This is a genomic window from Cellulosimicrobium sp. NPDC057127 (genome assembly GCF_042670945.1).
GTDB lineage: Bacteria > Actinomycetota > Actinomycetes > Actinomycetales > Cellulomonadaceae > Cellulosimicrobium.
This window is the reverse complement of record NZ_JBHUUP010000002.1, coordinates 222,924-242,405: the sequence shown is the minus strand read 5'-3', so window position 1 is coordinate 242,405 and position 19,482 is coordinate 222,924. Positions and strand designations below refer to the sequence as shown.

General features: G+C 75.6%; 20 protein-coding genes. 6 read left to right on the top strand and 14 right to left on the bottom strand.

Annotated features, from left to right (window positions below):
* The first annotated feature begins 98 nt into the window (after positions 1 to 98).
* Complete coding sequence (locus tag ACFTZA_RS02850) at positions 99 to 1,013, top strand: MBL fold metallo-hydrolase (RefSeq protein WP_378190525.1); 915 nt, start codon at positions 99 to 101, stop codon at positions 1,011 to 1,013.
* Here ACFTZA_RS02850 and ACFTZA_RS02845 read toward each other — a convergent pair.
* Complete coding sequence (locus ACFTZA_RS02845; protein ID WP_378190523.1) at positions 982 to 1,392, bottom strand: hypothetical protein; 411 nt, start codon at positions 1,390 to 1,392, stop codon at positions 982 to 984. The genes ACFTZA_RS02850 and ACFTZA_RS02845 overlap by 32 nt on opposite strands.
* A gap of 100 nt (positions 1,393 to 1,492) precedes the next feature.
* Here ACFTZA_RS02845 and ACFTZA_RS02840 point away from each other — a divergent pair, with 100 nt between their 5' ends.
* Positions 1,493 to 2,098, top strand: a complete 606-nt coding sequence (locus ACFTZA_RS02840; protein WP_378190521.1) for a TetR/AcrR family transcriptional regulator — start codon at positions 1,493 to 1,495, stop codon at positions 2,096 to 2,098.
* On the opposite strand, the gene ACFTZA_RS02835 is transcribed toward ACFTZA_RS02840, so the two are convergent.
* The 3 genes from ACFTZA_RS02835 to dapA are packed head-to-tail and all read right to left on the bottom strand — an operon-like array spanning position 2,079 to position 5,514.
* Complete coding sequence (locus ACFTZA_RS02835; RefSeq protein WP_378190519.1) at positions 2,079 to 2,834, bottom strand: DUF4328 domain-containing protein; 756 nt, start codon at positions 2,832 to 2,834, stop codon at positions 2,079 to 2,081. The genes ACFTZA_RS02840 and ACFTZA_RS02835 overlap by 20 nt on opposite strands.
* 8 nt (positions 2,835 to 2,842) lie before the next feature.
* Positions 2,843 to 4,528, bottom strand: coding sequence for a ribonuclease J (locus tag ACFTZA_RS02830; protein WP_378190517.1), 1,686 nt, complete (start codon positions 4,526 to 4,528; stop codon positions 2,843 to 2,845).
* Between the two features lie 50 nt (positions 4,529 to 4,578).
* Complete coding sequence (gene dapA / locus ACFTZA_RS02825) at positions 4,579 to 5,514, bottom strand: 4-hydroxy-tetrahydrodipicolinate synthase (RefSeq protein WP_378190515.1); 936 nt, start codon at positions 5,512 to 5,514, stop codon at positions 4,579 to 4,581.
* A gap of 96 nt (positions 5,515 to 5,610) precedes the next feature.
* Here dapA and ACFTZA_RS02820 point away from each other — a divergent pair, with 96 nt between their 5' ends.
* The 4 genes from ACFTZA_RS02820 (at position 5,611) to ACFTZA_RS02805 (ending at position 8,875) form a co-directional block, all read left to right on the top strand.
* Complete coding sequence (locus ACFTZA_RS02820; protein ID WP_378190513.1) at positions 5,611 to 7,095, top strand: NAD-dependent succinate-semialdehyde dehydrogenase; 1,485 nt, start codon at positions 5,611 to 5,613, stop codon at positions 7,093 to 7,095.
* A 78-nt stretch (positions 7,096 to 7,173) separates the two neighbouring features.
* A complete protein-coding gene (locus ACFTZA_RS02815) occupies positions 7,174 to 7,965 on the top strand; it encodes an AzlC family ABC transporter permease (protein WP_378190511.1) in 792 nt (263 codons plus the stop codon).
* Entirely contained in the window at positions 7,965 to 8,285 is a 321-nt protein-coding gene (locus ACFTZA_RS02810; RefSeq protein ID WP_378190509.1) for an AzlD domain-containing protein, read from the top strand. Before ACFTZA_RS02815 ends, ACFTZA_RS02810 begins: the two co-directional genes overlap by 1 nt.
* 80 nt (positions 8,286 to 8,365) lie before the next feature.
* Entirely contained in the window at positions 8,366 to 8,875 is a 510-nt protein-coding gene (locus tag ACFTZA_RS02805) for a GNAT family N-acetyltransferase (protein WP_378190507.1), read from the top strand.
* Between the two features lie 4 nt (positions 8,876 to 8,879).
* Here ACFTZA_RS02805 and ACFTZA_RS02800 read toward each other — a convergent pair whose 3' ends face one another.
* The 10 genes from ACFTZA_RS02800 to rbfA all read right to left on the bottom strand — a co-directional run bounded on the left by ACFTZA_RS02800 (position 8,880) and on the right by rbfA (position 19,426).
* A complete protein-coding gene (locus ACFTZA_RS02800) occupies positions 8,880 to 9,398 on the bottom strand; it encodes a hypothetical protein (RefSeq protein ID WP_378190504.1) in 519 nt (172 codons plus the stop codon).
* On the bottom strand, positions 9,395 to 10,159 hold the full coding sequence (gene dapB, locus ACFTZA_RS02795; RefSeq protein WP_378190774.1) for a 4-hydroxy-tetrahydrodipicolinate reductase: 765 nt from the start codon (positions 10,157 to 10,159) through the stop codon (positions 9,395 to 9,397). The genes ACFTZA_RS02800 and dapB overlap by 4 nt, the downstream gene beginning before the upstream one ends.
* Positions 10,160 to 10,364: 205 nt before the next feature.
* The gene (locus ACFTZA_RS02790; RefSeq protein ID WP_378190502.1) at positions 10,365 to 11,696 is read right to left on the bottom strand and encodes a M16 family metallopeptidase; all 1,332 of its coding nucleotides are present in this window, start codon (positions 11,694 to 11,696) and stop codon (positions 10,365 to 10,367) included.
* Between the two features lies 1 nt (position 11,697).
* Positions 11,698 to 13,953 carry a polyribonucleotide nucleotidyltransferase gene (locus tag ACFTZA_RS02785; RefSeq protein WP_378190499.1) on the bottom strand — a complete coding sequence of 752 codons (2,256 nt, stop codon included), beginning with the start codon at positions 13,951 to 13,953 and terminating at the stop codon, positions 11,698 to 11,700.
* A gap of 263 nt (positions 13,954 to 14,216) precedes the next feature.
* Positions 14,217 to 14,486 carry a 30S ribosomal protein S15 gene (rpsO, locus tag ACFTZA_RS02780; RefSeq protein ID WP_075829509.1) on the bottom strand — a complete coding sequence of 90 codons (270 nt, stop codon included), beginning with the start codon at positions 14,484 to 14,486 and terminating at the stop codon, positions 14,217 to 14,219.
* A 124-nt stretch (positions 14,487 to 14,610) separates the two neighbouring features.
* Positions 14,611 to 16,191 (bottom strand): DUF6297 family protein, encoded by a 1,581-nt coding sequence (locus ACFTZA_RS02775; protein ID WP_378190497.1) that lies wholly within the window; start codon positions 16,189 to 16,191, stop codon positions 14,611 to 14,613.
* Entirely contained in the window at positions 16,188 to 16,883 is a 696-nt protein-coding gene (locus tag ACFTZA_RS02770; protein WP_378190495.1) for an ATP-binding cassette domain-containing protein, read from the bottom strand. The genes ACFTZA_RS02775 and ACFTZA_RS02770 overlap by 4 nt, the downstream gene beginning before the upstream one ends.
* Positions 16,884 to 16,930: 47 nt before the next feature.
* Positions 16,931 to 17,941 carry a bifunctional riboflavin kinase/FAD synthetase gene (locus tag ACFTZA_RS02765; protein WP_378190493.1) on the bottom strand — a complete coding sequence of 337 codons (1,011 nt, stop codon included), beginning with the start codon at positions 17,939 to 17,941 and terminating at the stop codon, positions 16,931 to 16,933.
* Between the two features lie 83 nt (positions 17,942 to 18,024).
* Positions 18,025 to 19,002: a tRNA pseudouridine(55) synthase TruB gene (truB, locus tag ACFTZA_RS02760; RefSeq protein WP_378190491.1), complete on the bottom strand. Its 978-nt coding sequence runs from the start codon at positions 19,000 to 19,002 to the stop codon at positions 18,025 to 18,027.
* On the bottom strand, positions 18,986 to 19,426 hold the full coding sequence (rbfA, locus tag ACFTZA_RS02755) for a 30S ribosome-binding factor RbfA (protein WP_378190489.1): 441 nt from the start codon (positions 19,424 to 19,426) through the stop codon (positions 18,986 to 18,988). The genes truB and rbfA overlap by 17 nt, the downstream gene beginning before the upstream one ends.
* Positions 19,427 to 19,482 lie beyond the last annotated feature (56 nt).

Sequence of the window (19,482 nt, the reverse complement as noted above, 5' to 3'; positions counted from 1 at the left end):
CGGACCCGCCGGCGCGTGTCTGCCCCCCTCCCCCGTTCCGCCCTTCACCGGTCGGACGTCCGACGGAGCCGCGCGAGCGGGGACGTGCAGGACCGGAGGTGCAGGAGAAGACGCCGCAGGAGTGGACGACGAGAGGGGACGACGTGGTCCCGGACGACCCGGAGGCGCGGCAGACCCTGCGCGAGCTGGTCGAGGTCGCGCCGGGCGTGCACGTGGCGACCGCCGCGCTGTGGTCGACGACGTCGACGCTCGTCGTCGACGCCGACGGCGGCGCTCTGCTCGTCGACCCCGGCGTGAGCGTCGCCGAGACGGCGGCGCTCGCCGCGACCGTGCGCGACCGGGGATGGCGCGTCGCCGCGGGGTTCGCGACGCACGCGCACTGGGACCACGTGCTGTGGCACCCGGGGTTCGGCGTCGTCCCGCGCTGGGCGACCGCCCGGACGGTCGAGGCGCTCGCGCACGACGCCGACGCGGTGCGCGCGGCCGCCGACGCCGACGCGCCCGGGCACGACCCCGCGCTCGTCGGTGCGCTCGAGGCTCTCGCACCGGGGACGTCGTGGCTCCCGCCGCACCGGCACGCACCCGGCGGGTCCGGGCACGGCACACCCGCGGTCCGCGTCGTGGAGCACGACGCGCACGCACCGGGCCACGCGGCGCTCGTCGCGCAGCGCGTGCTGATCGCCGGGGACATGCTGTCCGACGTGGAGGTCCCGCTCGTCGACGTGACCTCCACGGACCCCGTCGGCGCGTACCGCGCAGCGCTGGACCGGCTGGAGGAGTCCGCGCGCGGCACCGACGTCCTGGTACCCGGCCACGGGAGCCCTGCGCTCGGCCCGGCCGCGGTCGCCGCACGGTTCGCCGCCGACCGGGCGTACCTCGCCGCCCTCGAGCGGGCCGCCCGCGACCCGGAGCACGAGGTCGTGGACGACCGCCTCCGCAGGTACGTCGCCGCGTGGCACGCCGAGCAGCTCGACGCGCTCGTCAGCCGGCGAGCAGGCCCACAGCCAGGGTGACGAGACCGGCCGCGAGGACCACGGCCCCGGCGGGCAGCAGCACGACGGCTCGGTTCGGCGCCTCGCGGCCCGTGCCCGTCGCGGAGAGGAAGAACCCGGCGGGCATGAGGATCGCCGCGACGAGCACCCCGGTCGCGGCGAGCCAGCGCCAGAAGCCCGTGAGCCCGGTGCTCTCGGCGAGCAGCAGGCACACGAGCCCCAGGATCACGAGGACGCCCGCGTGAGCGTGCCCGGCACGGAAGAACGACGTCTGGAACGGCGTGGCGGCGACGCGGCCGGTGACGACCTTGACCAGGAAGGCCCCTCCGGACTCGATGCCGACGACGGTGAGCAGGACGATCCCTGCGGTGACGCGCGCGGCGTCGGTGAGCTCGAGCACGGGACCTCCACGGGACGACGGGGCGCCGGACGACGGCGCGGTGCGAACACTGTTATAGAACACTGTTCGCGAACTGTCGTCAACGGCCTAGACTCCTCGCATGGCCCGACCCCGCGTGCACGACGCCGCCCTGCGCGAACGGCTCCTCGACGTCACGTCGCGCAGGATCTCGCAGAGCGGCGAGCCGGCCGTCACCGTCCGGTCGGTCGCCGGCGAGGCCGGCACGAGCGCGTCCGCGGTCTACGCGCTGTTCGGCAGCCGCGACGACCTCGTCGCCGCGGTCTCGGCGGAAGGGTTCCGACGGTTCGCCGCGCACCTGGGCACCGCGCCGCGCACCGACGACGCCGCGGCGGACCTCGGCGGGCTCGCCGACGCGTACCGCGCCTTCGCGCTCGCGGACCCGCACTTCTACGCGGTCATGTTCGGCCGGGGCGTGCGCCCGGCCCACGAGGCGCAGGACGCCGTCGAGCGGGCCACGTTCCTCACCCTGCGCGACGCGGTCCTGCGCGTGCTGCCGGCGACCGCACCCGGGAGCACGCCGGCCGTCGCGCAGGACCTCGCGCTCGGCCTGTGGGGGCTCGTGCACGGTCTCGTGTCGCTCGAGCTCGCCGGCCTCGTCCCCGGCGACGAGGACGAGCGGGCCGCACGCTACGCCGCGACGACCCGCGCCGTCGGCCGCGGTCTGGTCAGCGCGGCGACGTGGTGAGCACGGCGCGCTGACCCGCGGTGACCTCGCGGACGATGCGGGCCCAGAGCACGAGCGCGAGCACGACGGCGGCCGTCCCGACCGACTCGGCGACGGGCAGCACGCTGTAGACCTCCGGGGAGGCTGCGGGCCCGGAGCTCGCCACCTGCGCGGCGACGTTCGTGGCGACGCCGAACACGAGCCACCCGGTCCACCACCACCCGAGGCCCGGGCGCGGCGACGCCACGGTCGCCGCGCGCACGTCGCGCACGACCTGGTACGGGAACCACAGCGAGACGACCGGGACGATCCACCCCAGCCAGACCCACACCCTGCTGCGCGCGTGGCCGCGCTCCGGCGCCACGGCCTCGGCGATGCTGCGGCTGGACCACAGCCACACGCACGTGACCACCCCCGCCGCGAGCTGGACCAGCAGGAGGAGCGTCGCGACGGTGTCGTACGCCGTGAAGACCTCAGCGCTCGGGACGCCGACCGACGCCGCCTGCGTGTACCGCTCCACGGCGCCGAAGGAGGTCAGCCACGACAGCACCTGCACGGCGGTCACCGCGACGGCGAGGACGACGGTCGCGGTCGCGAGACCGCTGGGCACCGACAGGGCCGGTCCGGGCCCGTCCCACGGCCGGGCCGCGCCGCCGTACCCGGCACCGGGCGGCGCGTACTGCCTGTAGGCGGGCGGCTGTCCGTAGGCGGGCGGCTGGTGCGAGGGCTGGACCTGGTAGGCGTCGTGCTGCGACACCGTCGGATCTACGCCTCGACCACGACGGGGACGATCATCGGACGGCGGCGCAGCCGGTTGGACACCCAGCGGCCGATCACGCGGCGCATCACCTGCTGGAGCTGGTGCGTGTCGGTCGCCCCGCCCGCGATCGCGTCCTCGAGGGCGCGCACGACGTCGGGGCGGATGCCCTCGAACACCGCGTCGTCCTCGGCGAAGCCGCGCGCGAGGATCTGGGGGCCCGCGAGCACCTTGCCGGTCGCGGAGTCCACCACGGCGAACACCGAGACGAACCCCTCCTCGCCGAGGATGCGGCGGTCCTTGAGCTCGGCGTCGGTGATCTCCCCGACGCTCGAGCCGTCGACGTAGACGTACCCGCACGGGACCGCGCCCACGACGGACGCCCTGCCGTCGACGAGGTCGACGACCACACCGTCCTCCGCGAGGACGACGCGGTCGGCGGGCACGCCGGTGCGGACCGCGAGCGCCCCGTTGGCGACGAGGTGGCGCACCTCGCCGTGGACCGGCATGACGTTCTTCGGCCGGAGCACGTTGTAGCAGTACAGGAGCTCGCCCGCGCTCGCGTGACCCGAGACGTGCACCTTGGCGTTGCCGCCGTGCACGACGCGCGCGCCGAGGCGCGTGAGCCCGTTGATGATGCGGAAGACGGCGTTCTCGTTGCCCGGGATGAGCGAGGACGCGAGGATCACGGTGTCGCCGTGACCGACCTGGACCTGGTGGTCGCCGTTCGCCATGCGGGACAGCGCCGCCATGGGCTCGCCCTGCGAGCCCGTGCACATGAGGACGGTCTCGTCGTCGCGCAGCGAGTCGACCTTCTTGAGGTCGATGAGCACGCCCTCGGGGACGTGGAGGTACCCGAGCTCGGCGGCGATCGACATGTTGCGCACCATCGAGCGGCCCACGAGCGCGACGCGGCGGCCGTGGTGGTGCGCGGCGTTGAGCACCTGCTGCACGCGGTGGACGTGCGAGGAGAAGGACGCGACGATGATGCGCTTCTCGGACGCGGCGAACACGTTGTCGAGGACCGGGCCGATCTCGACCTCGGGCGTGACGAAGCCGGGCACCTCGGCGTTGGTCGAGTCGACCATGAACAGGTCCACGCCCTGCTCGCCGAGGCGCGCGAACGCGCGCAGGTCGGTGATGCGCCCGTCGAGCGGCAGCTGGTCCATCTTGAAGTCGCCCGTGTGCAGCACCGTGCCGGCGCCCGTGGTCACGGCGACGGCCAGCGCGTCCGGGATGGAGTGGTTGACCGCGACGAACTCGCACCCGAACACGCCGAGCTGCTCGACCTGCCCCTCCTTGACCGCGAGCGTGACCGGCGAGATGCGGTGCTCCTTGAGCTTCGCCTCGACGAACGCGAGCGTGAGCTGGGAGCCGACGAGCGGGATGTCGCGACGCAGCCGCAGCAGGTACGGCACGGCACCGATGTGGTCCTCGTGGCCGTGGGTGAGGACGATCGCCTCGATGTCGTCGAGGCGGTCCTTGATGTAGTCGAAGTCCGGCAGGATCAGGTCGACGCCCGGCTGGTTGTCCTCGGGGAACAGCACGCCGCAGTCGATGACGAGCAGGCGGCCGTCGTACTCGAGGACGGCCATGTTGCGGCCGACCTCGCCCAGACCGCCGAGGGCGACGACGCGCAGCCCTCCGGCGGGGAGGGCGGGCGGCAGGGAGAGTTCGGGATGGGGGTGGCTCACGGGGCCTCCTGTCGTGGCTGAGCCGATGGGACGGTGTCGTGGGGGGCGCGCTACGGCGCCGGGTGCGCGGCCGGTGCCGCGGCGGGGAGCAGGCCGGCGACGACGAGCGCGTCGCGCACGCGCGCGGACTCCTCGTCGGTCGCCGCGACGTTGGGCAGGCGCAGGTGCCGGTTGTCCGTGACGCCGAGCAGCTCGACGGCGGCCTTGGCCATGACGGCCTGGAACCCGGTGCCGTTGACGGCGTCGATCACGGGCGTGGTGGTGAGGAAGGTCTCGAGCGCGCCCGCGTGGTCGCCGGCGTCGAAGCGGCGCACGACCTCGGCGAACCGGCCGCCGACCACGTGCGCGGCCACCGACACGACGCCCGCGCCGCCGTGCGCGAGGAACGGCAGGAGCAGGCCGTCGTCGCCGCTGTAGACGGCGAGGCCTGACGAGGCGGCGAGCCGCGCCGCGGCGTAGACGTCGCCCGTCGCGTCCTTGGTGGCGACGACGCGCTCGTGCGCGGCGATGCGTTCGTAGGTCGAGGGGGCGATCCGCACGCCCGTCCGGGCCGGCACGTCGTACAGCATGACCGGCAGCGGCGTCGCGTCCGCCACCGCGGCGAAGTGCCGGTACAGGCCCTCCGGGCTGGGGCGCGAGTAGTACGGGGACACGACGAGGAGCCCGTCCGCCCCCGCCTCGGCCGCCTGGACCGCCATGCGGATGGCGTGCTCGGTGTCGTTCGAGCCGGCCCCGGCGACCACTGCTGCGCGGTCCCCGACGGCGTCGACCACGGCACGCACGAGGTCCGCCTTCTCGGGGGCGTGCGTCGTCGGCGACTCGCCCGTCGTGCCGCTGAGCACGAGGCCGTCGTTGCCGTCGTCCACCAGCCGCCTCGCGAGACGGGCCGCCGCCGCGAGGTCCACCGCACCGTCGGGCCTCATGGGCGTGACCATGGCGGTGAGGACGGCGCCGAAGGGCCGCGCAGGCGTCGCGGGAAGGACCATGTGCACAAACTACCGTGCCGCCGGTCCCCGCCCGAGCGGTGCGGACGACGCCCGGCCCGCGTGCGACCGCTGACCGCCCAGGGCGATACTCGGAGCATGTCTCGCCCTGCCGCCGCGTCGCACCTGTCCCCCGCGCTCGTCGCGCACGTCCCCACGGGGCTGCTCGTCGACGGCCACTGGGGACCGGCCGAGGGCGGTGCCACGTTCGAGGTGGAGGACCCGGCGACCGAGGAGTCGCTGTTCGACGTCGCCGACGGCGGACGCGAGGACGCGCTGCGGGCCCTCGACGCCGCGCACCGCGCGGCCCCGGCGTGGCGTGCCACGCCGCCGAGGGAGCGCGCAGAGGTGCTGCGCGCGGTGCACGAGCGCCTCGTCGCGCGCGCCGACGACGTCGCGGCGCTCATCACGGCCGAAGGCGGCAAGCCGCTCGCCGAGGCGCGCGCCGAGGTGCTGTACGGGGCCGACTTCCTGCGCTGGTACGCGGAGCAGGCGGTGCGTGCCGACGGGCTCGTGCGCACGGCGCCCGCGGGCGGGAACCGCCAGCTCGTCCACCGGCGCCCCGTCGGTCCGGCGCTCCTCATCACGCCCTGGAACTTCCCCATCGCGATGGCGACCCGCAAGATCGGGCCGGCGCTCGCCGCCGGGTGCCCGGTGGTGATCAAGCCGGCGCGCCTGACCCCGCTCACCACGTCGCTCGTCGCCGAGGTCATCCGCTCCGAGCTGGCCGAGCGCGGCCTGCCGACCGGCGTGGTGAACGTCGTCCCGTCCTCGCGGGCGTCGCAGGTCAGCGAGCCGCTCCTGGCGGACCCGCGCCTGCGCAAGCTGTCCTTCACGGGGTCGACGCCGGTCGGCCGGACGCTCCTCGAGGGAGCCGCCCAGCAGGTGCTGCGCACGTCGATGGAGCTCGGCGGCAACGCCCCGTTCGTCGTGTTCGACGACGCGGACCTCGACGCGGCGGTCGAGGGCGCCGTCGTCGCCAAGCTCCGCAACGCCGGGCAGAGCTGCGTCGCGGCGAACCGCTTCCTCGTCCAGGACGGCGTCGCGCGGGAGTTCGCGCAGCGGCTCGCCGCCGCCTTCTCCGAGCTGCGCGTGGGCCCGGGCTTCGAGGACGGCGTCCGCGTCGGCCCGCTCATCGAGGCGAAGGCCGTGGACGGCGTCGCCGAGCTCGTCGACGCCGCCGTCGACGGCGGTGCCCAGGTGCTCACCGGCGCCGAGCGCGTGCGCGACGTCGGTCACTTCTACGCCCCCACCGTGCTGTCCGGCGTCGACCCCGACGCGCGCGTCGTCACCGAGGAGATCTTCGGGCCGGTGGCGCCCGTGGTCGCGTTCGGCGACGACGACGAAGGCGTCGAGCTGGCGAACGCGACCGAGTACGGGCTCGCCGCCTACGCGTACACGAGGTCGCTCGACCGGGCCGTGCGCGTCTCGGAGGAGATCGAGGCGGGCATGATCGGCATCAACCGCGGCATGGTGTCCGACGCGAGCGCGCCCTTCGGGGGCGTGAAGCAGTCCGGGCTCGGCCGCGAGGGCGGCGAGGCGGGCCTCGAGGAGTTCCAGGAGACGGTGTACGTCGCGCTGTGAGGCGCGTTGGTAGCCTGACGCTCCCCGGCGCGGACGGTCACGACAGGGCCGCGCCACCCCTGTGACGGAGTGACGACCGTGCCCGTGCCCGCCCACGCGCCTCGAGACGACGGCCCGACGCGTCCCGCTCCCGCGCGCGACCTCGCCGACCAGGCGGCCGAGGCGGCCGGGACCGCGGTCGAGGCCGAGACCCGCGCGGCGGTCCGCCAGGCCGTCTCCGTCTCCGTCGCGACGGGCCTGTACGGCGTGTCCTTCGGGGCGCTGTCCGTCGTGGCCGGTCTCGACGTCGCGCAGACGAGCGCCCTGAGCCTGCTGATGTTCTCGGGCGGGTCGCAGTTCGCGCTCGTCGGGATCGTGGGGTCCGGGGGCACCGCCGGTGCCGCGGTCGCCACCGCCGGTCTGCTGGGCGCGCGCAACGCCCTGTACGGCGCCCAGCTCGGGCCCCTCCTGGCCCTGCGCGCGTGGCAGAAGGTCGCGGCCGCGCAGCTGACGATCGACGAGTCGGCCGCGGTCGCGACGGCGCAGCGCTCGCGGCGAGCCGCCCGCGCCGGGTTCTGGGTCACGGGCGTCGGCGTCTTCGTGCTGTGGAACCTCATGACCCTCGTCGGTGCGCTCGCCGGTGACGCCCTCGGCGACCCGCGCTCGTGGGGGCTCGACGCGGCCGCCGCCGCGGCGTTCCTGGCGCTGCTGTGGCCGCGTCTCGCGACGCGCGCCGTGCAGGCCGCGGCGGCCGCCGCGGTCGTCGTCTCGGCCGCCCTCATCCCCGTGGCGCCGCCCGGCGTCCCGGTGCTCGCCGCGGCCGCGGCCGCGATCGTCGTCGGGCAGGTCGACGCCCGCCGCCGGTCGCGCACCGCACAGGAGGAGCCCTGATGTCCCCCGCCACCGTCTGGTTCGTCGTGCTCGCCGCGTCCGCGGTCTGCTTCGTGCTGAAGCTGGCCGGTCACCTCGTCCCCGAGCACTGGCTCGCGGACGAGCGCGTCTCGCGCACCGCCGCGCTCGTGACCGCCGCCCTCCTCGCCGCGCTGGTCACGGTGCAGGCCGTCGGCGACGGCCGGGCGCTGACCGTCGACGCGCGCCTGCCCGCCGTCGCCGTCGCCGCTCTCGCGCTCGCGCTGCGGGCGCCGTTCGTCGTCGTGGTGCTGCTCGCCGCGGTCACGGCCGCCGGGCTGCGTGCGCTCGGGTGGGGCTGAGCCCACGGTCGTCGGGCCGTCCACCGGCCGTCCCTGCGCACCGTGCCACCCGGCGTCCCGAGGGACGTAGGGTGAACGACGTGAGCCTCTTCCGCGAGACCGCCGACGTCTCGGTGCGGCCGGCCGTGCCCGGTGACGACGTCGCGATGACGGCGATCCAGGTGCGGGCGTGGCGCGTCGCGCACGACGGCACGCTCGGCGCCGACGTGCTCGACGCCCTCGACGGCGTCCGCATGCGCGAGCAGTGGGCGGCCGCGATCTCCTCCCCGCCCGGCCCCGGCTTCGCCGTCCTCGTCGCGTGCGCGGGAGCGGACGTCGTGGGCTTCGCGGCGGTGTCGCCCGGGCAGGTGCTCGCCCTCGAGGTCGACCCACGTCACCAGCGCGGCGGGCACGGGTCGCGCCTGCTCGCCGCCGCCGTCGACCGGCTGCGCCGGGACGGGGCTCAGGAGGTCGTCACCTGGGTCCTCGACGGCGACACGGCGCGCGAGGCGTTCCTCGGGGGTGCGGGGCTCGGGCCCGACGGCCGGGCCCGCACGCTCGCGACCGGGGTGCGCGACGTCGTCGAGCACCGGTGGACCGCGCAGATCTGACCGGTCAGCCGCCGTGGCCGGCGGAGCGGTAGAACGCGGCGGCGCGGCGCACGGACTCGCGCGCCCGCCGGCGGTCGCGCGCGGCGTCGTACGCGAACGCGAGGTGGTACCACGCCTCCCAGCTCTGCGGGTCCTCCTCCACCGCGGCGCGCTGGGCAACGAACGCGGCGTCGGCCGCGTCCCGGTCGATCCGCCCGCCCGGCGAACGGGGCAGGTCGTCCACCGGGAGGCGCCCCGCGGCCGCGAGCTCGTCGGCCATGCGCTGGACCGTCGTCGCGAGACGCAGCTCGCGCACGACGAGACCGATCACGAGGAGCGGCACGACGAGCACCGCGACCCCGATGCCGACGGCCACGGGCTCGCCCGTGCCCATCAGGGCGAACGCACGCCCGGCGATCTGCCACACGTACAGCGCGAGCAGCGCCGTGACGAGCAGCGCGCCGACGAGGCCCCTGCTCGGGCGGCGGGAGCCGCCCGAGCGGTCCCGGCGCGCGTCGCGCTCCGGGCCGTCCGCTCCGCTCACGCGAGGTCCAGGACGTTCTCGAGCCCGACCGTCAGGCCGGGCCGCGAGCCGACCTCACGCACGGCGAGCAGCACGCCCGGCATGAACGACACCCGGTCGAAGGAGTCCTGACGGATGACGAGCTGCTCCCCCGGGTTCCCGAAGAGGATCTCCTCGTGCGCGACGAGGCCGCGCAGCCGCACCGCGTGGACCCGCACGCCGTCGACGTCCGCGCCGCGCGCCTCCCAGCCGGTCTCGGTCGCGTCGGGCGCGGGCGCGAGCCCGGCCTCGGCCCGTGCCGCGGCGACCGCGGCGGCGGTGTGCCGGGCGGTGCCCGACGGCGCGTCCACCTTGTCGGGGTGGTGCAGCTCGATGACCTCGGCCGACTCGAAGTAACGGGCGGCCTTGGCGGCGAACGTCATCGCGAGCACGGCCGACAGGCCGAAGTTCGGGGCGATGAGCACCCCGAGTCCCGGACGCCCCTGGTCCGCCGCGCGCGCGAGGTGGTCGGCGACGCGCCCGCGGCTGGCGTCCGTCCAGCCGGTGGTGCCGACGACGGCGTGGACGCCCGCGTCGATGAGCGCATGGACGTTGGCCTCGGTCGCGCCCGGCACGGTGAAGTCGACGGCGACGTCCGCGCCACCGAGCGTCTCCGCGGACACCTCGTCGCCCGCGTCGAGACGGGCCACGAGCTCGAGGTCCGCGGCGTCGTCGACCGCCGCGCAGACGGTCGACCCCATGCGCCCGGCGGCGCCGAGCACGGCCACGCGGACCGGCGTCACGGCGCCCGCCGCGGCGGGCTGCGCGGCGTACTCCCCGCGAGCGTCGGTGGTCGGGACGGCGGTGGTCGGCGAGGCGTCGTCGTGCGAGGTCACGGGCGCCAGCCTAACGGGACGTCCGTCGCCAGGACGCCCGTCACCCTCCCGCGGACGACGACGGCCACCTCCCGGGGGAACCGGGGGCGGCCGTCGTGCGGGGTCCGGCGGATCAGTCGCCGAAGGGTCCGACGCGGACCACCGAGCGCGGGCGCGACGCGAGCTCGCCCGCGAGCTTGCGGACGTCGTCCGCGGTGACCTCGCGGATCGCCGTCAGGGACTCCTCGAGGCTCAGCAGCTCGCCGTAGACGAGCTCGGCCTTGCCGAGCCGGCTCATGCGGGAGCCGGAGTCCTCGAGACCGAGGACCAGACCGCCCGCGAGCTGGCCGATGCTGCGGTCGAGCTCGGCCTGCGTGATGCCGTCGTCCGCGAGGCGGTCGAGCTCGCCGTGCAGCAGCGCGGTGACCTCGTCGACCTTCGACGGCGCGCAGCCGGCGTAGAGGCCGAACGTGCCGGTCCCGCCGTGCCCGGACGCGAACGAGTACGTCGAGTACGCGAGCCCGCGCCGCTCGCGGATCTCCTGGAACAGGCGCGAGCTCATGCCGCCGCCCAGCGCCGCGCTGAGGACGGACAGGACGAAGCGCCGCTCGTCCGTGGCCGCGAGGCCGGTGCCGCCGATGATGACGTTCGCCTGCTCGACCGCACGGCGGACGGTGAGCTCGACGCCGACCGACCCCACGCCCTCGAGCGCGGGGTCGCGCGGGTCGCGCCGGGCACGGGGCGCGGCGGACGCGTCGAGCGACCAGCCGCCGTCGCGCAGCGCGCGCTCGACCTGGTCCACGAGCGCGTCGTGGTCGACGCCGCCCGCGGCGGCGACGACGAGCGTCTCCGGCCGGTAGTGCCACTGGTAGTGCTCCCAGACGGCGTCGCGCGGGACGGCGGTGATGGTGTCGGGGGTGCCTCCGATGGGGCGCCCGAGCGGGTGCCCCGCGAGCACGGCGGCGGCGAACTCCTCGTGCACGACGTCCGACGGGTCGTCGTCGTTCATCGCGAGCTCTTCGAGGATGACGCCGCGCTCCGTCTCGAGCTCCGCGGGGTCGAGACGCGCGGACGTCACCATGTCCGTGATGACGTCCACCGCCATGGGCAGGTCGGTGTCGAGCACGCGCGCGTAGTAGCACGTGTGCTCCTTGCCGGTCGCGGCGTTGGCCTCGCCGCCGACGGCGTCGAACGCCTCGGCGATGTCCATCGCCGATCGGCGCGCCGTGCCCTTGAACAGCAGGTGCTCGAGGAAGTGCGTGGAGCCGAAGTGCCCGTCGGTCTCGTCGCGCGAGCCGACGCCGACCCACGCGCCCATCGTGGCCGAGCGCAGGCCCGGCATGGTCTCGGTGAGCACGCGGACCCCGCCGGGCAGGACGCTGCGACGGATCGTCGCACCGGCCTGCCCGGCGGTCAGCTCGGCACCGGGCTCGCCGGCGGGGACGAGCGGGAGGTGCCAGGTCACGTCAGGCCTCGGCCGGCTCCGTCGCGGCGGCGTCCGCCGCCGCACCCTCGGAGTCCTCCGCGCCGTCCTCGACGACCGCGTGCAGCGACAGCTTGCCGCGCGGGTCGATCTCGCCGATCTCGACCTGGACCTTCTGGCCGACGGACAGGACGTCCTCGACGTTCTCGACGCGCTTGCCGCCCACGAGCTTGCGGATCTGGCTGATGTGCAGCAGACCGTCCTTGCCCGGGGAGAGCGAGACGAACGCACCGAACGACGTCGTCTTGACGACCGTGCCGACGAAGCGCTCGCCGACCTCCGGCACGTGCGGGTTGGCGATCGCGTTGATCGCCGCGCGCGCGGCCTCGGCGGACGGGCCGTCGGTGGCGCCGATGTAGACGGTGCCGTCGTCCTCGATGGAGATGTCCGCGCCCGTCTCCTCCTGGATCTGGTTGATCATCTTGCCCTTGGGGCCGATGACCTCGCCGATCTTGTCGACCGGCACCTTCACGGAGATGACGCGCGGGGCGTTCGGGGACATCTCGTCGGGCACGTCGATGGCCTCGGCGATGACGTCGAGGATCGTCAGGCGCGCGTCGCGCGCCTGCGTCAGCGCGCCGGCGAGGACCGACGCGGGGATGCCGTCGAGCTTCGTGTCGAGCTGGATGGCCGTGACGAACTCGCGCGTGCCGGCGACCTTGAAGTCCATGTCGCCGAACGCGTCCTCCGCTCCGAGGATGTCGGTGAGCGCCGCATAACGAGTTTCGTCACCGTCGGCTGTGCTCACCGTGTCGGAGATGAGGCCCATCGCGATGCCCGCGACGGGTGCGCGCAGCGGCACGCCCGCGTTGAGCAGCGACAGCGTCGAGGCGCACACGGAGCCCATGGACGTCGAGCCGTTGGAGCCGAGGGCCTCGGACACCTGGCGGATCGCGTAGGGGAACTCCTCGCGGCTCGGCAGCACCGGCACGAGCGCACGCTCGGCGAGCGCACCGTGGCCGATCTCGCGGCGCTTCGGGCTGCCCACGCGGCCGGTCTCGCCGGTCGAGTAGGGCGGGAAGTTGTAGTTGTGCATGTACCGCTTGCGCGTCTCCGGACCGAGCGAGTCGATCTGCTGCTCCATGCGGAGCATGTTCAGCGTGGTGACGCCCATGATCTGGGTCTCGCCTCGCTCGAACAGCGCGGAGCCGTGCACGCGCGGGAGCACCTCGACCTCGGCCGAGAGCGTGCGGATGTCCGCGAGGCCACGGCCGTCGATGCGCACGCCCTCCGTGAGGACGCGCTGGCGCACGAGCTTCTTCTGGAGCGAGCGGTAGGCCGCCGAGAGCTCCTTCTCGCGACCGTCGAAGCCGGCCTGGAGCTTGCCGACCATCTCGTTCTTGATCTCGTCGAGACGGTTCTCGCGCTCCTGCTTGTCCGCGATCGCGAGCGCGTCGCGCAGGTCCGCCGTGACCTCGGCCTCGACGGCGGCGAACGCGTCGTCCTGGTAGTCCAGGAAGACCGGGAACTCCTGGACCTGCTTGGCGGACTGGGCCGCGAGGGCCGCCTGCGCGTCGCACAGGACCTTGATGAACGGCTTGGCCGCCTCGATGCCCTCGGCGACGACCTCCTCGGTCGGGGCGGTCGCGCCCTCGTCCTTGACCAGGCCCCACGCGTCGTCCGTGGCCTCGGCCTCGATCATCGCGATGGCCACGTCGTCACCCACGACACGGCCGGCCACGACCATGTCGAAGACCGCGCGCTCCTTGTCGGAGTACTTGGGGAACGCGACCCACTGGCCGTCCACGAGCGCGATGCGCACCGCGCCGACCGGGCCCGAGAAGGGCAGGCCGGAGATCTGCGTCGACGCCGAGGCGGCGTTGATCGCGAGCGTGTCGTACGCGTCGTCCGGGTGGATGGCGAGGACGGTGATGACGACCTGGACCTCGTTGCGCAGGCCCTTGACGAAGAGCGGGCGCAGCGGGCGGTCGATGAGGCGGCACGCGAGGATCGCGTCCGTCGAGGGACGGCCCTCGCGACGGAAGAACGAGCCGGGGATGCGGCCCGCGGCGTACATGCGCTCCTCGACGTCCACCGTCAGCGGGAAGAAGTCGAACTGCTCCTTCGGGTGCTTGCCGGCCGTGGTGGCCGACAGGAGCATCGTCTCGTCGTCGAGGTACGCGGCGACGGAGCCGGCGGCCTGACGGGCGAGGCGCCCGGTCTCGAACCGGACGGTGCGGGTGCCGAAGCGACCGTTGTCGATCGTCGCCTCGGCGAACTGGATCTCGGGACCCTCCACGGGTGCCCTCCCTTTCTCGAAGCGCCGCCCGGTAGCCCTGTCGAGGGGTTCCGGACCGTGCCCGCGCGCGTTCGCGTGCCGGGCACCGGTCGCGCTCGACGCTCGGCGGTCTTCGATCGAGGTCCACGGCGGACCGTGACGGGCACGGGTCCGTGGGCCACTACCGAGGACCGAACGAGGGGCCGGCGGCGCGGTGGGTGTCTTACGGGTACATCACACCAGACCAGCCCGGCCCCTGCAGGGACCGGGCTGGCGGCGGGGTGTCAGCGGCGCAGACCGATGCGCTCGATGAGGCTGCGGTAGCGGTTGATGTCGACCTTCTGCAGGTAGCCGAGGAGACGGCGACGCTGGCCGACGAGCAGGAGCAGGCCACGACGGCTGTGGTGGTCGTGCTTGTGCTCCTTGAGGTGCTCGGTCAGGTCCCGGATGCGCTGCGAGAGCAGCGCGATCTGGACCTCGGGCGAGCCGGTGTCGCCCTCGCTGGTCGCGTACTCGGTGATGATGCGCTGCTTCGTGGCAGTGTCGAGCGGCACGGCTCTCCTTCATGGGTTCGTTGCGCGGCGCGCCGGGTCGGTGATCCCGGGCTCTCTGGGTCCGCGGCCGTCCAGACGGCGCATCGATCTTACCAGGCGGACGACCCGCACCCCGCGGCCGGCGTCAGCGGCGACGGGGCGGTCGCGCCGCCACGGCGCACGCCACCAGGGCCGCGACGGCCTGGGCCGCCACGACGGCCGGCACGGCCACGCCCAGGAGCGCGGCGACGGCGAACGGCACGGCCGTGAGCAGAACGAGGTCGGGCCCCTGTCGCGCCACGGCCGCAGCGTCGACCGGGACCGCGCCCGCGGGCGTCGCGAGCAGCGGGCCGGACCAGTCGGGCTCGGGACGCAGCATCCCGCGCAGCGCGCCCGCTCCGCACCCCACGCCGACGAGCGCGCCGAGCGCCACCCACCGGGCCGAGCCGGTGGCGAGCGCGAGCGGGACGAGACCGACGGCGACGCACCCTGCCCCGGTGAGCGCCGGCAGGACCGTCCGCGCCGCCCGGACGGCTCGCGCGGAGAGCGGCAAGGACGCGTCGAGCGCGGGGACCATCTCCGCCGCGCCCGCGCCGGCCGCTCCGAGCCGTGCCGCGCGCGCGCCGACCGCGAGGACGGTCAGCGCCAGCCCCGGCCCTGCCGCGAGCGCCGGCACGTCGTGCGCGAGCACGAGGAGCGCGGCCAGCCCCACGAGCTGGGCCCACGACGACGGCGTGCGTGCGAGCAGCACCGCGTCCGCCGCGACGAGAGCGCTCCGCGGGCCGCGCACGAGCCGGAAGGCGTGCGCGCGGCGCGGGCGGACCGGCCGCGCGCTCGCGCCGAGCGCACGGCCCAGGTCGCGCGAGTCCACGGAGAGCAGCGCGGCCGACAGCCGGTCGACCGCGCCGCTGCGGCCCAGCAGGGCGGGCAGGGGGAGCCTGTCGACGCGCGCGGCCCACAGCGCCACCAGGCCGACCGCTGCCGTCCCGAGCCCCGCCGCGGCGGCGGTCGCGGCGGCCGGCCAGGTGCCGAGCGGAGGGAGGACGGCGCCGGACCCGACGAGCACGACGCCCAGCACGGGGACGGCGGCGACCAGCACGTCGCTCACGGCCCCCACGGTGCGCGCCCCGAGCGGGCGGGGCTGGAGCAGCCCGGCGACGGCGACGACGACGGCCCCCGCGGCGGTGCCGAGCAGCGCGCCGAGCAGCACGGAGCTCGCGTCCGCCCCGGCGGCGAGGCCCGCGAGCGCGGTGCCGACGCCTCCGGCGAGCGCTCCCGCACCGGCTCCGGCCGCGACGGACGGCAGGAGCAGTCCCCGGCGGTCCGCCGGCGTGGGGACCCACCAGTGGACGCCCGCCGTCCCGACCCCGGCCGGTCCGAGCCGGGCCGCCGCGGAGCCGACGAGCGCCACGACGACGAGCGCGAGGAGGGCGTGCAGGAGCCCCGCCGACGGCGGCGTCCCGTCGCCCCGCCAGGCACCCTCCGACCCTCCGACCGTCCACCCCTGGTCCAGTGCGACCGCGTCGCCCACGGCCGAGACGACCCCGAGGACGAGGCCGGCGGCCAGCAGGACGGAGACCACGACGTAGGCGACGTCCGTGACGACCTGGACGGCGCCGCGGCCGGCGTGCGACGCCGCGACGCGCGCGGTGAGGCGGCGCAGCTCGCGGCCCGTGAGCTGCTCGTCCGGGTCGGTGCGCGGCCGCGCGCCGGCGGGGGCGCTCATCGCACCGCGGCGAGCACGTCACCGAGCGCGTCGCGCGCGACGTCGGTGCAGGCGTCGTCGCCCACGAGCAGTCCGCGCGCGCCGGCGCGGGTCGCGACCTCGGGGTCGTGCGTGGCGAGGACCACGGCGACGCCGTGCGCCGCCTCCGCCGCGAGCAGGTCGGCGACGAGCCGCCGCGTGCCCGGGTCGAGCCGCTGCTCCGGCTCGTCGAGCACGAGCACGTCGCGCGGGCGCACGAACGCCGTCGCGAGCAGCAGGCGCCGGCGCTGGCCCGAGGACAGCTCCGTCGGGGCGGCGTCGGCACGCGGCCCCATGCCGAGCATCGCGATCGTCTCGTCGACGACGCGGCCGGCCCCGGCCACGCCGTGGCCCCGGGCGAGCAGCACCAGGTGCTCGCGCACGCTCAGGCCCGGGAAGTACGCGTCGTCGTCCCCGACGCCCGCGACGCGCGCCCGGAAGCCGCGCTCGCGCTCGTCGACGGGACGCCCCAGCACCTCGACGGTGCCGCCGAGCGGCTCGAGGCGGCCGAGGACGGTCCGCAGCACCGTCGACTTGCCGCTGCCGTTCGCCCCGACCACGGCGAGCACCTCGCCCGGTGCGACCGCGACGTCGACCGGTGCGCACACCGGCGTCCGCCCGTAGCCGACCCGGAGTCCACGGGCGACGACCGCCGCCCCCTGCTGCTGTCCCAACGCCGCTCCTCCGTGCCCGTCCGGTGCCGGTCCGCCCGTCCCGCGCGTCAGGCGGGCGCCGCGGACAGGACCTCGCGGGCGCGCGCGACGTCGTCGCGCATCTGCGCGACGAGCGGCTCGACACCGTCGAAGCGCAGCGTGGGCCGCAGCCGGTCGACGAGCTCGAGGACGACCTCCTCGTCGTACAGGTCGAGATCGGTCCGGTCGAGGACGTACGCCTCGACACGGCGCTCGTGGCCGTCGAACGTGGGGTTGGTACCGATGGAGATCGCGGCGGGCAGCCGCACGTCGGCGTGCGTCGGGTCCGCGGCGGCGAGCTGGGGCCGCGAGAGCCATCCCGCGTAGACGCCGTCGGCGGGGACCATGCCGGTGATGTCGCCGAGGTTCGCGGTGGGGTACCCCAGCGCGCGGCCGCGGGCGTCCCCGTGGACGACCGCCCCGCGGACGCGGTGGTGGCGGCCGAGGATCCGCGCCGCCTCGCGCACGTCGCCCGCGGCGAGCAGGGCCCGCACGCCCGTCGACGACCAGCGGGCGTCGTGGTGGGCGTCGGCCGCGTCGCCCTCGGTGACGGGCACGCCCAGGTGCTGGCCGACGTCGTCGATCGCGACCACCTCGAACCCGTACCGCTCCCCCAGCTCGAGCATCGTCGCGAGCGTCCCGGCGTTGTCGCGGCCGAAGCGCACGTCGTGCCCGACGACGACGGTGCCGACGCGCAGCCCGTCGACGAGGTAGGTGCGCACGAACTCCTCGGGCGTCTGGCGCGCGAACCCGAGCGTGTACTCCACGAGCAGGACGGCGTCGAGACCGGTGCCCGCGAGGAGCTCCATCCGGTCGGCGATGCCGGTGATGAGCTCGGGCGCCTCGGCGGGGCGGTGCACCGCGGACGGATGCGGGTGGAAGGTCACCGCGACCGCCCGGGCGTCGCGCGCGCGGGCGAGCTCGACGATGCGGCCGAGGACCTGCGCGTGCCCGCGGTGGACGCCGTCGAAGTTCCCGATGGTCACGACCGTCGGGCCGAATCCCGGGGGAACCTGGCTCAGGTCCGTCCACAGGTGCACGCGCAGCTCCTCGAGGTGGTCGTGGTGGTGGGCCGCCGGATCGCACCGGGCGGCCGGGGGCGGGACAAGACTGCCACGGCGTGTCACGCCGGGGCGAGGACGAGCACGGGGCGCGCCAGCTCCTCGCCGCGTCGCCGCGTGTCCTCGACGAGCGCGACGAGGTCGCCGTCGGGGCCGATCGCCGCGACCGCGCCCGGCCGGCCGGACGGACCGACCCACTGGCCGTACGACAGCGCGGCGGCCTCCGCGGCCGAGAGCTCGCGCACGGCGAACGTCGCGCGGGCGGCGGTGGCGAGCGGGACGGTCGCGAGCACGCCGTCGCGGTCCGCCTGCGCCTCGGCGTCGGCGAGCGTGACCGCGAGGTCGAGCCCGTACCCGCCGACGCGCGTGCGCCGCAGCGCCGTGAGGTGCCCCCCGGTGTCGAGGGCGGCGCCGAGGTCGCGGGCGAGCGCCCGGACGTACGTCCCGGAGGAGCACACGACGGTCACGTCCACGTCGAGCGCGGCCGGGCCGTCGTCGGGCAGTCCGTCGCCGCCCGGCGCCACGCGCCGGACGTCGTGCACGTCGAAGCGCGCGACCGTCACGGGCCGCGCGGCGAGCTCGACCTCCTCGCCGGCGCGGGCGCGGGCGTACGCGCGGCGGCCGTCGACCTTGATCGCGCTGACCGTGCTGGGCACCTGCTCGATGTCGCCCGTCAACCGCGCCACCTGCGCGTCCAGCGCCGCGCGCGCGACGCCGGACGCGTCGGCGCGCGCGACCACGTCGCCCTCGGCGTCGTCGGTCGTCGTGGCGACGCCGAGCCGGACGGTCGCGGTGTACTCCTTGTCCGCCCCGACGAGGTACGTCAGCAGCCGGGTGGCCCGGCCCACGCCGAGCACGAGCACGCCGGTCGCCATGGGGTCGAGCGTCCCGGCGTGCCCGACCTTGCGCGTGCCGGCGAGGCGCCGGGTGCGCCCGACCACGTCGTGGCTCGTCCAGCCACCCGGCTTGTCGACGACGAGCAGCCCGTCCGGGGCGGTCGGGCGGCGCGTCGGGGCGGGACGATCAGTCCTCGGGCTCATCGCCCTGCTCGGGCGCGCGGTACGGGTCCGCCTCGCCGGCGTACGCCTTGCCCTCGCGCAGCGCCGCGAGCTCGGCGTCGCGACGGCGCGCCTCGACGAGCGCGGCGTCGAGGTGCGCGGCCGTCTCCGGCACCGCGTCGAGGTGGAACTCGATGGTCGGGGTCAGCCGGATGCCGGTCTGCTTGCCCACCTCGGAGCGGATGAGCCCCTTCGCGCTCTCGAGCGCCGCGGCGGTCCCGGCCCGCTCCTCGTCGGAGCCGTACACCGTGTAGAACACCGACGCGTTCTGCAGGTCACCGGTCACGCGCACGTCCGTCACGGTGACGAAACCGAGCCGCGGGTCCTTGATCCGCGAGTCGAGCAGCCGCGCGACGATCTCCTTGATGCGGTCGGCGAGCTTCCTCGCCCGAGGGTGGTCGACCATGACTTCTTCCTTTCCGGGTACGCCCGGGGGCGGCCACGTGACGTGACCGCCCCCGG

What these genes read in the sequence shown, in the direction of transcription:
- ACFTZA_RS02810 (WP_378190509.1), top strand. Translation starts at nt 7,965, where the DNA reads ATGTCCCCCGCCACCGTCTGGTTCGTCGTGCTCGCCGCGTCCGCGGTC.
- rbfA (WP_378190489.1), bottom strand. Translation starts at nt 19,426, where the DNA reads ATGGTCGACCACCCTCGGGCGAGGAAGCTCGCCGACCGCATCAAGGAG.
- ACFTZA_RS02840 (WP_378190521.1), top strand. Translation starts at nt 1,493, where the DNA reads ATGGCCCGACCCCGCGTGCACGACGCCGCCCTGCGCGAACGGCTCCTC.
- ACFTZA_RS02775 (WP_378190497.1), bottom strand. Translation starts at nt 16,191, where the DNA reads ATGAGCGCCCCCGCCGGCGCGCGGCCGCGCACCGACCCGGACGAGCAG.
- ACFTZA_RS02820 (WP_378190513.1), top strand. Translation starts at nt 5,611, where the DNA reads ATGTCTCGCCCTGCCGCCGCGTCGCACCTGTCCCCCGCGCTCGTCGCG.
- truB (WP_378190491.1), bottom strand. Translation starts at nt 19,002, where the DNA reads ATGAGCCCGAGGACTGATCGTCCCGCCCCGACGCGCCGCCCGACCGCC.
- dapA (WP_378190515.1), bottom strand. Translation starts at nt 5,514, where the DNA reads ATGGTCCTTCCCGCGACGCCTGCGCGGCCCTTCGGCGCCGTCCTCACC.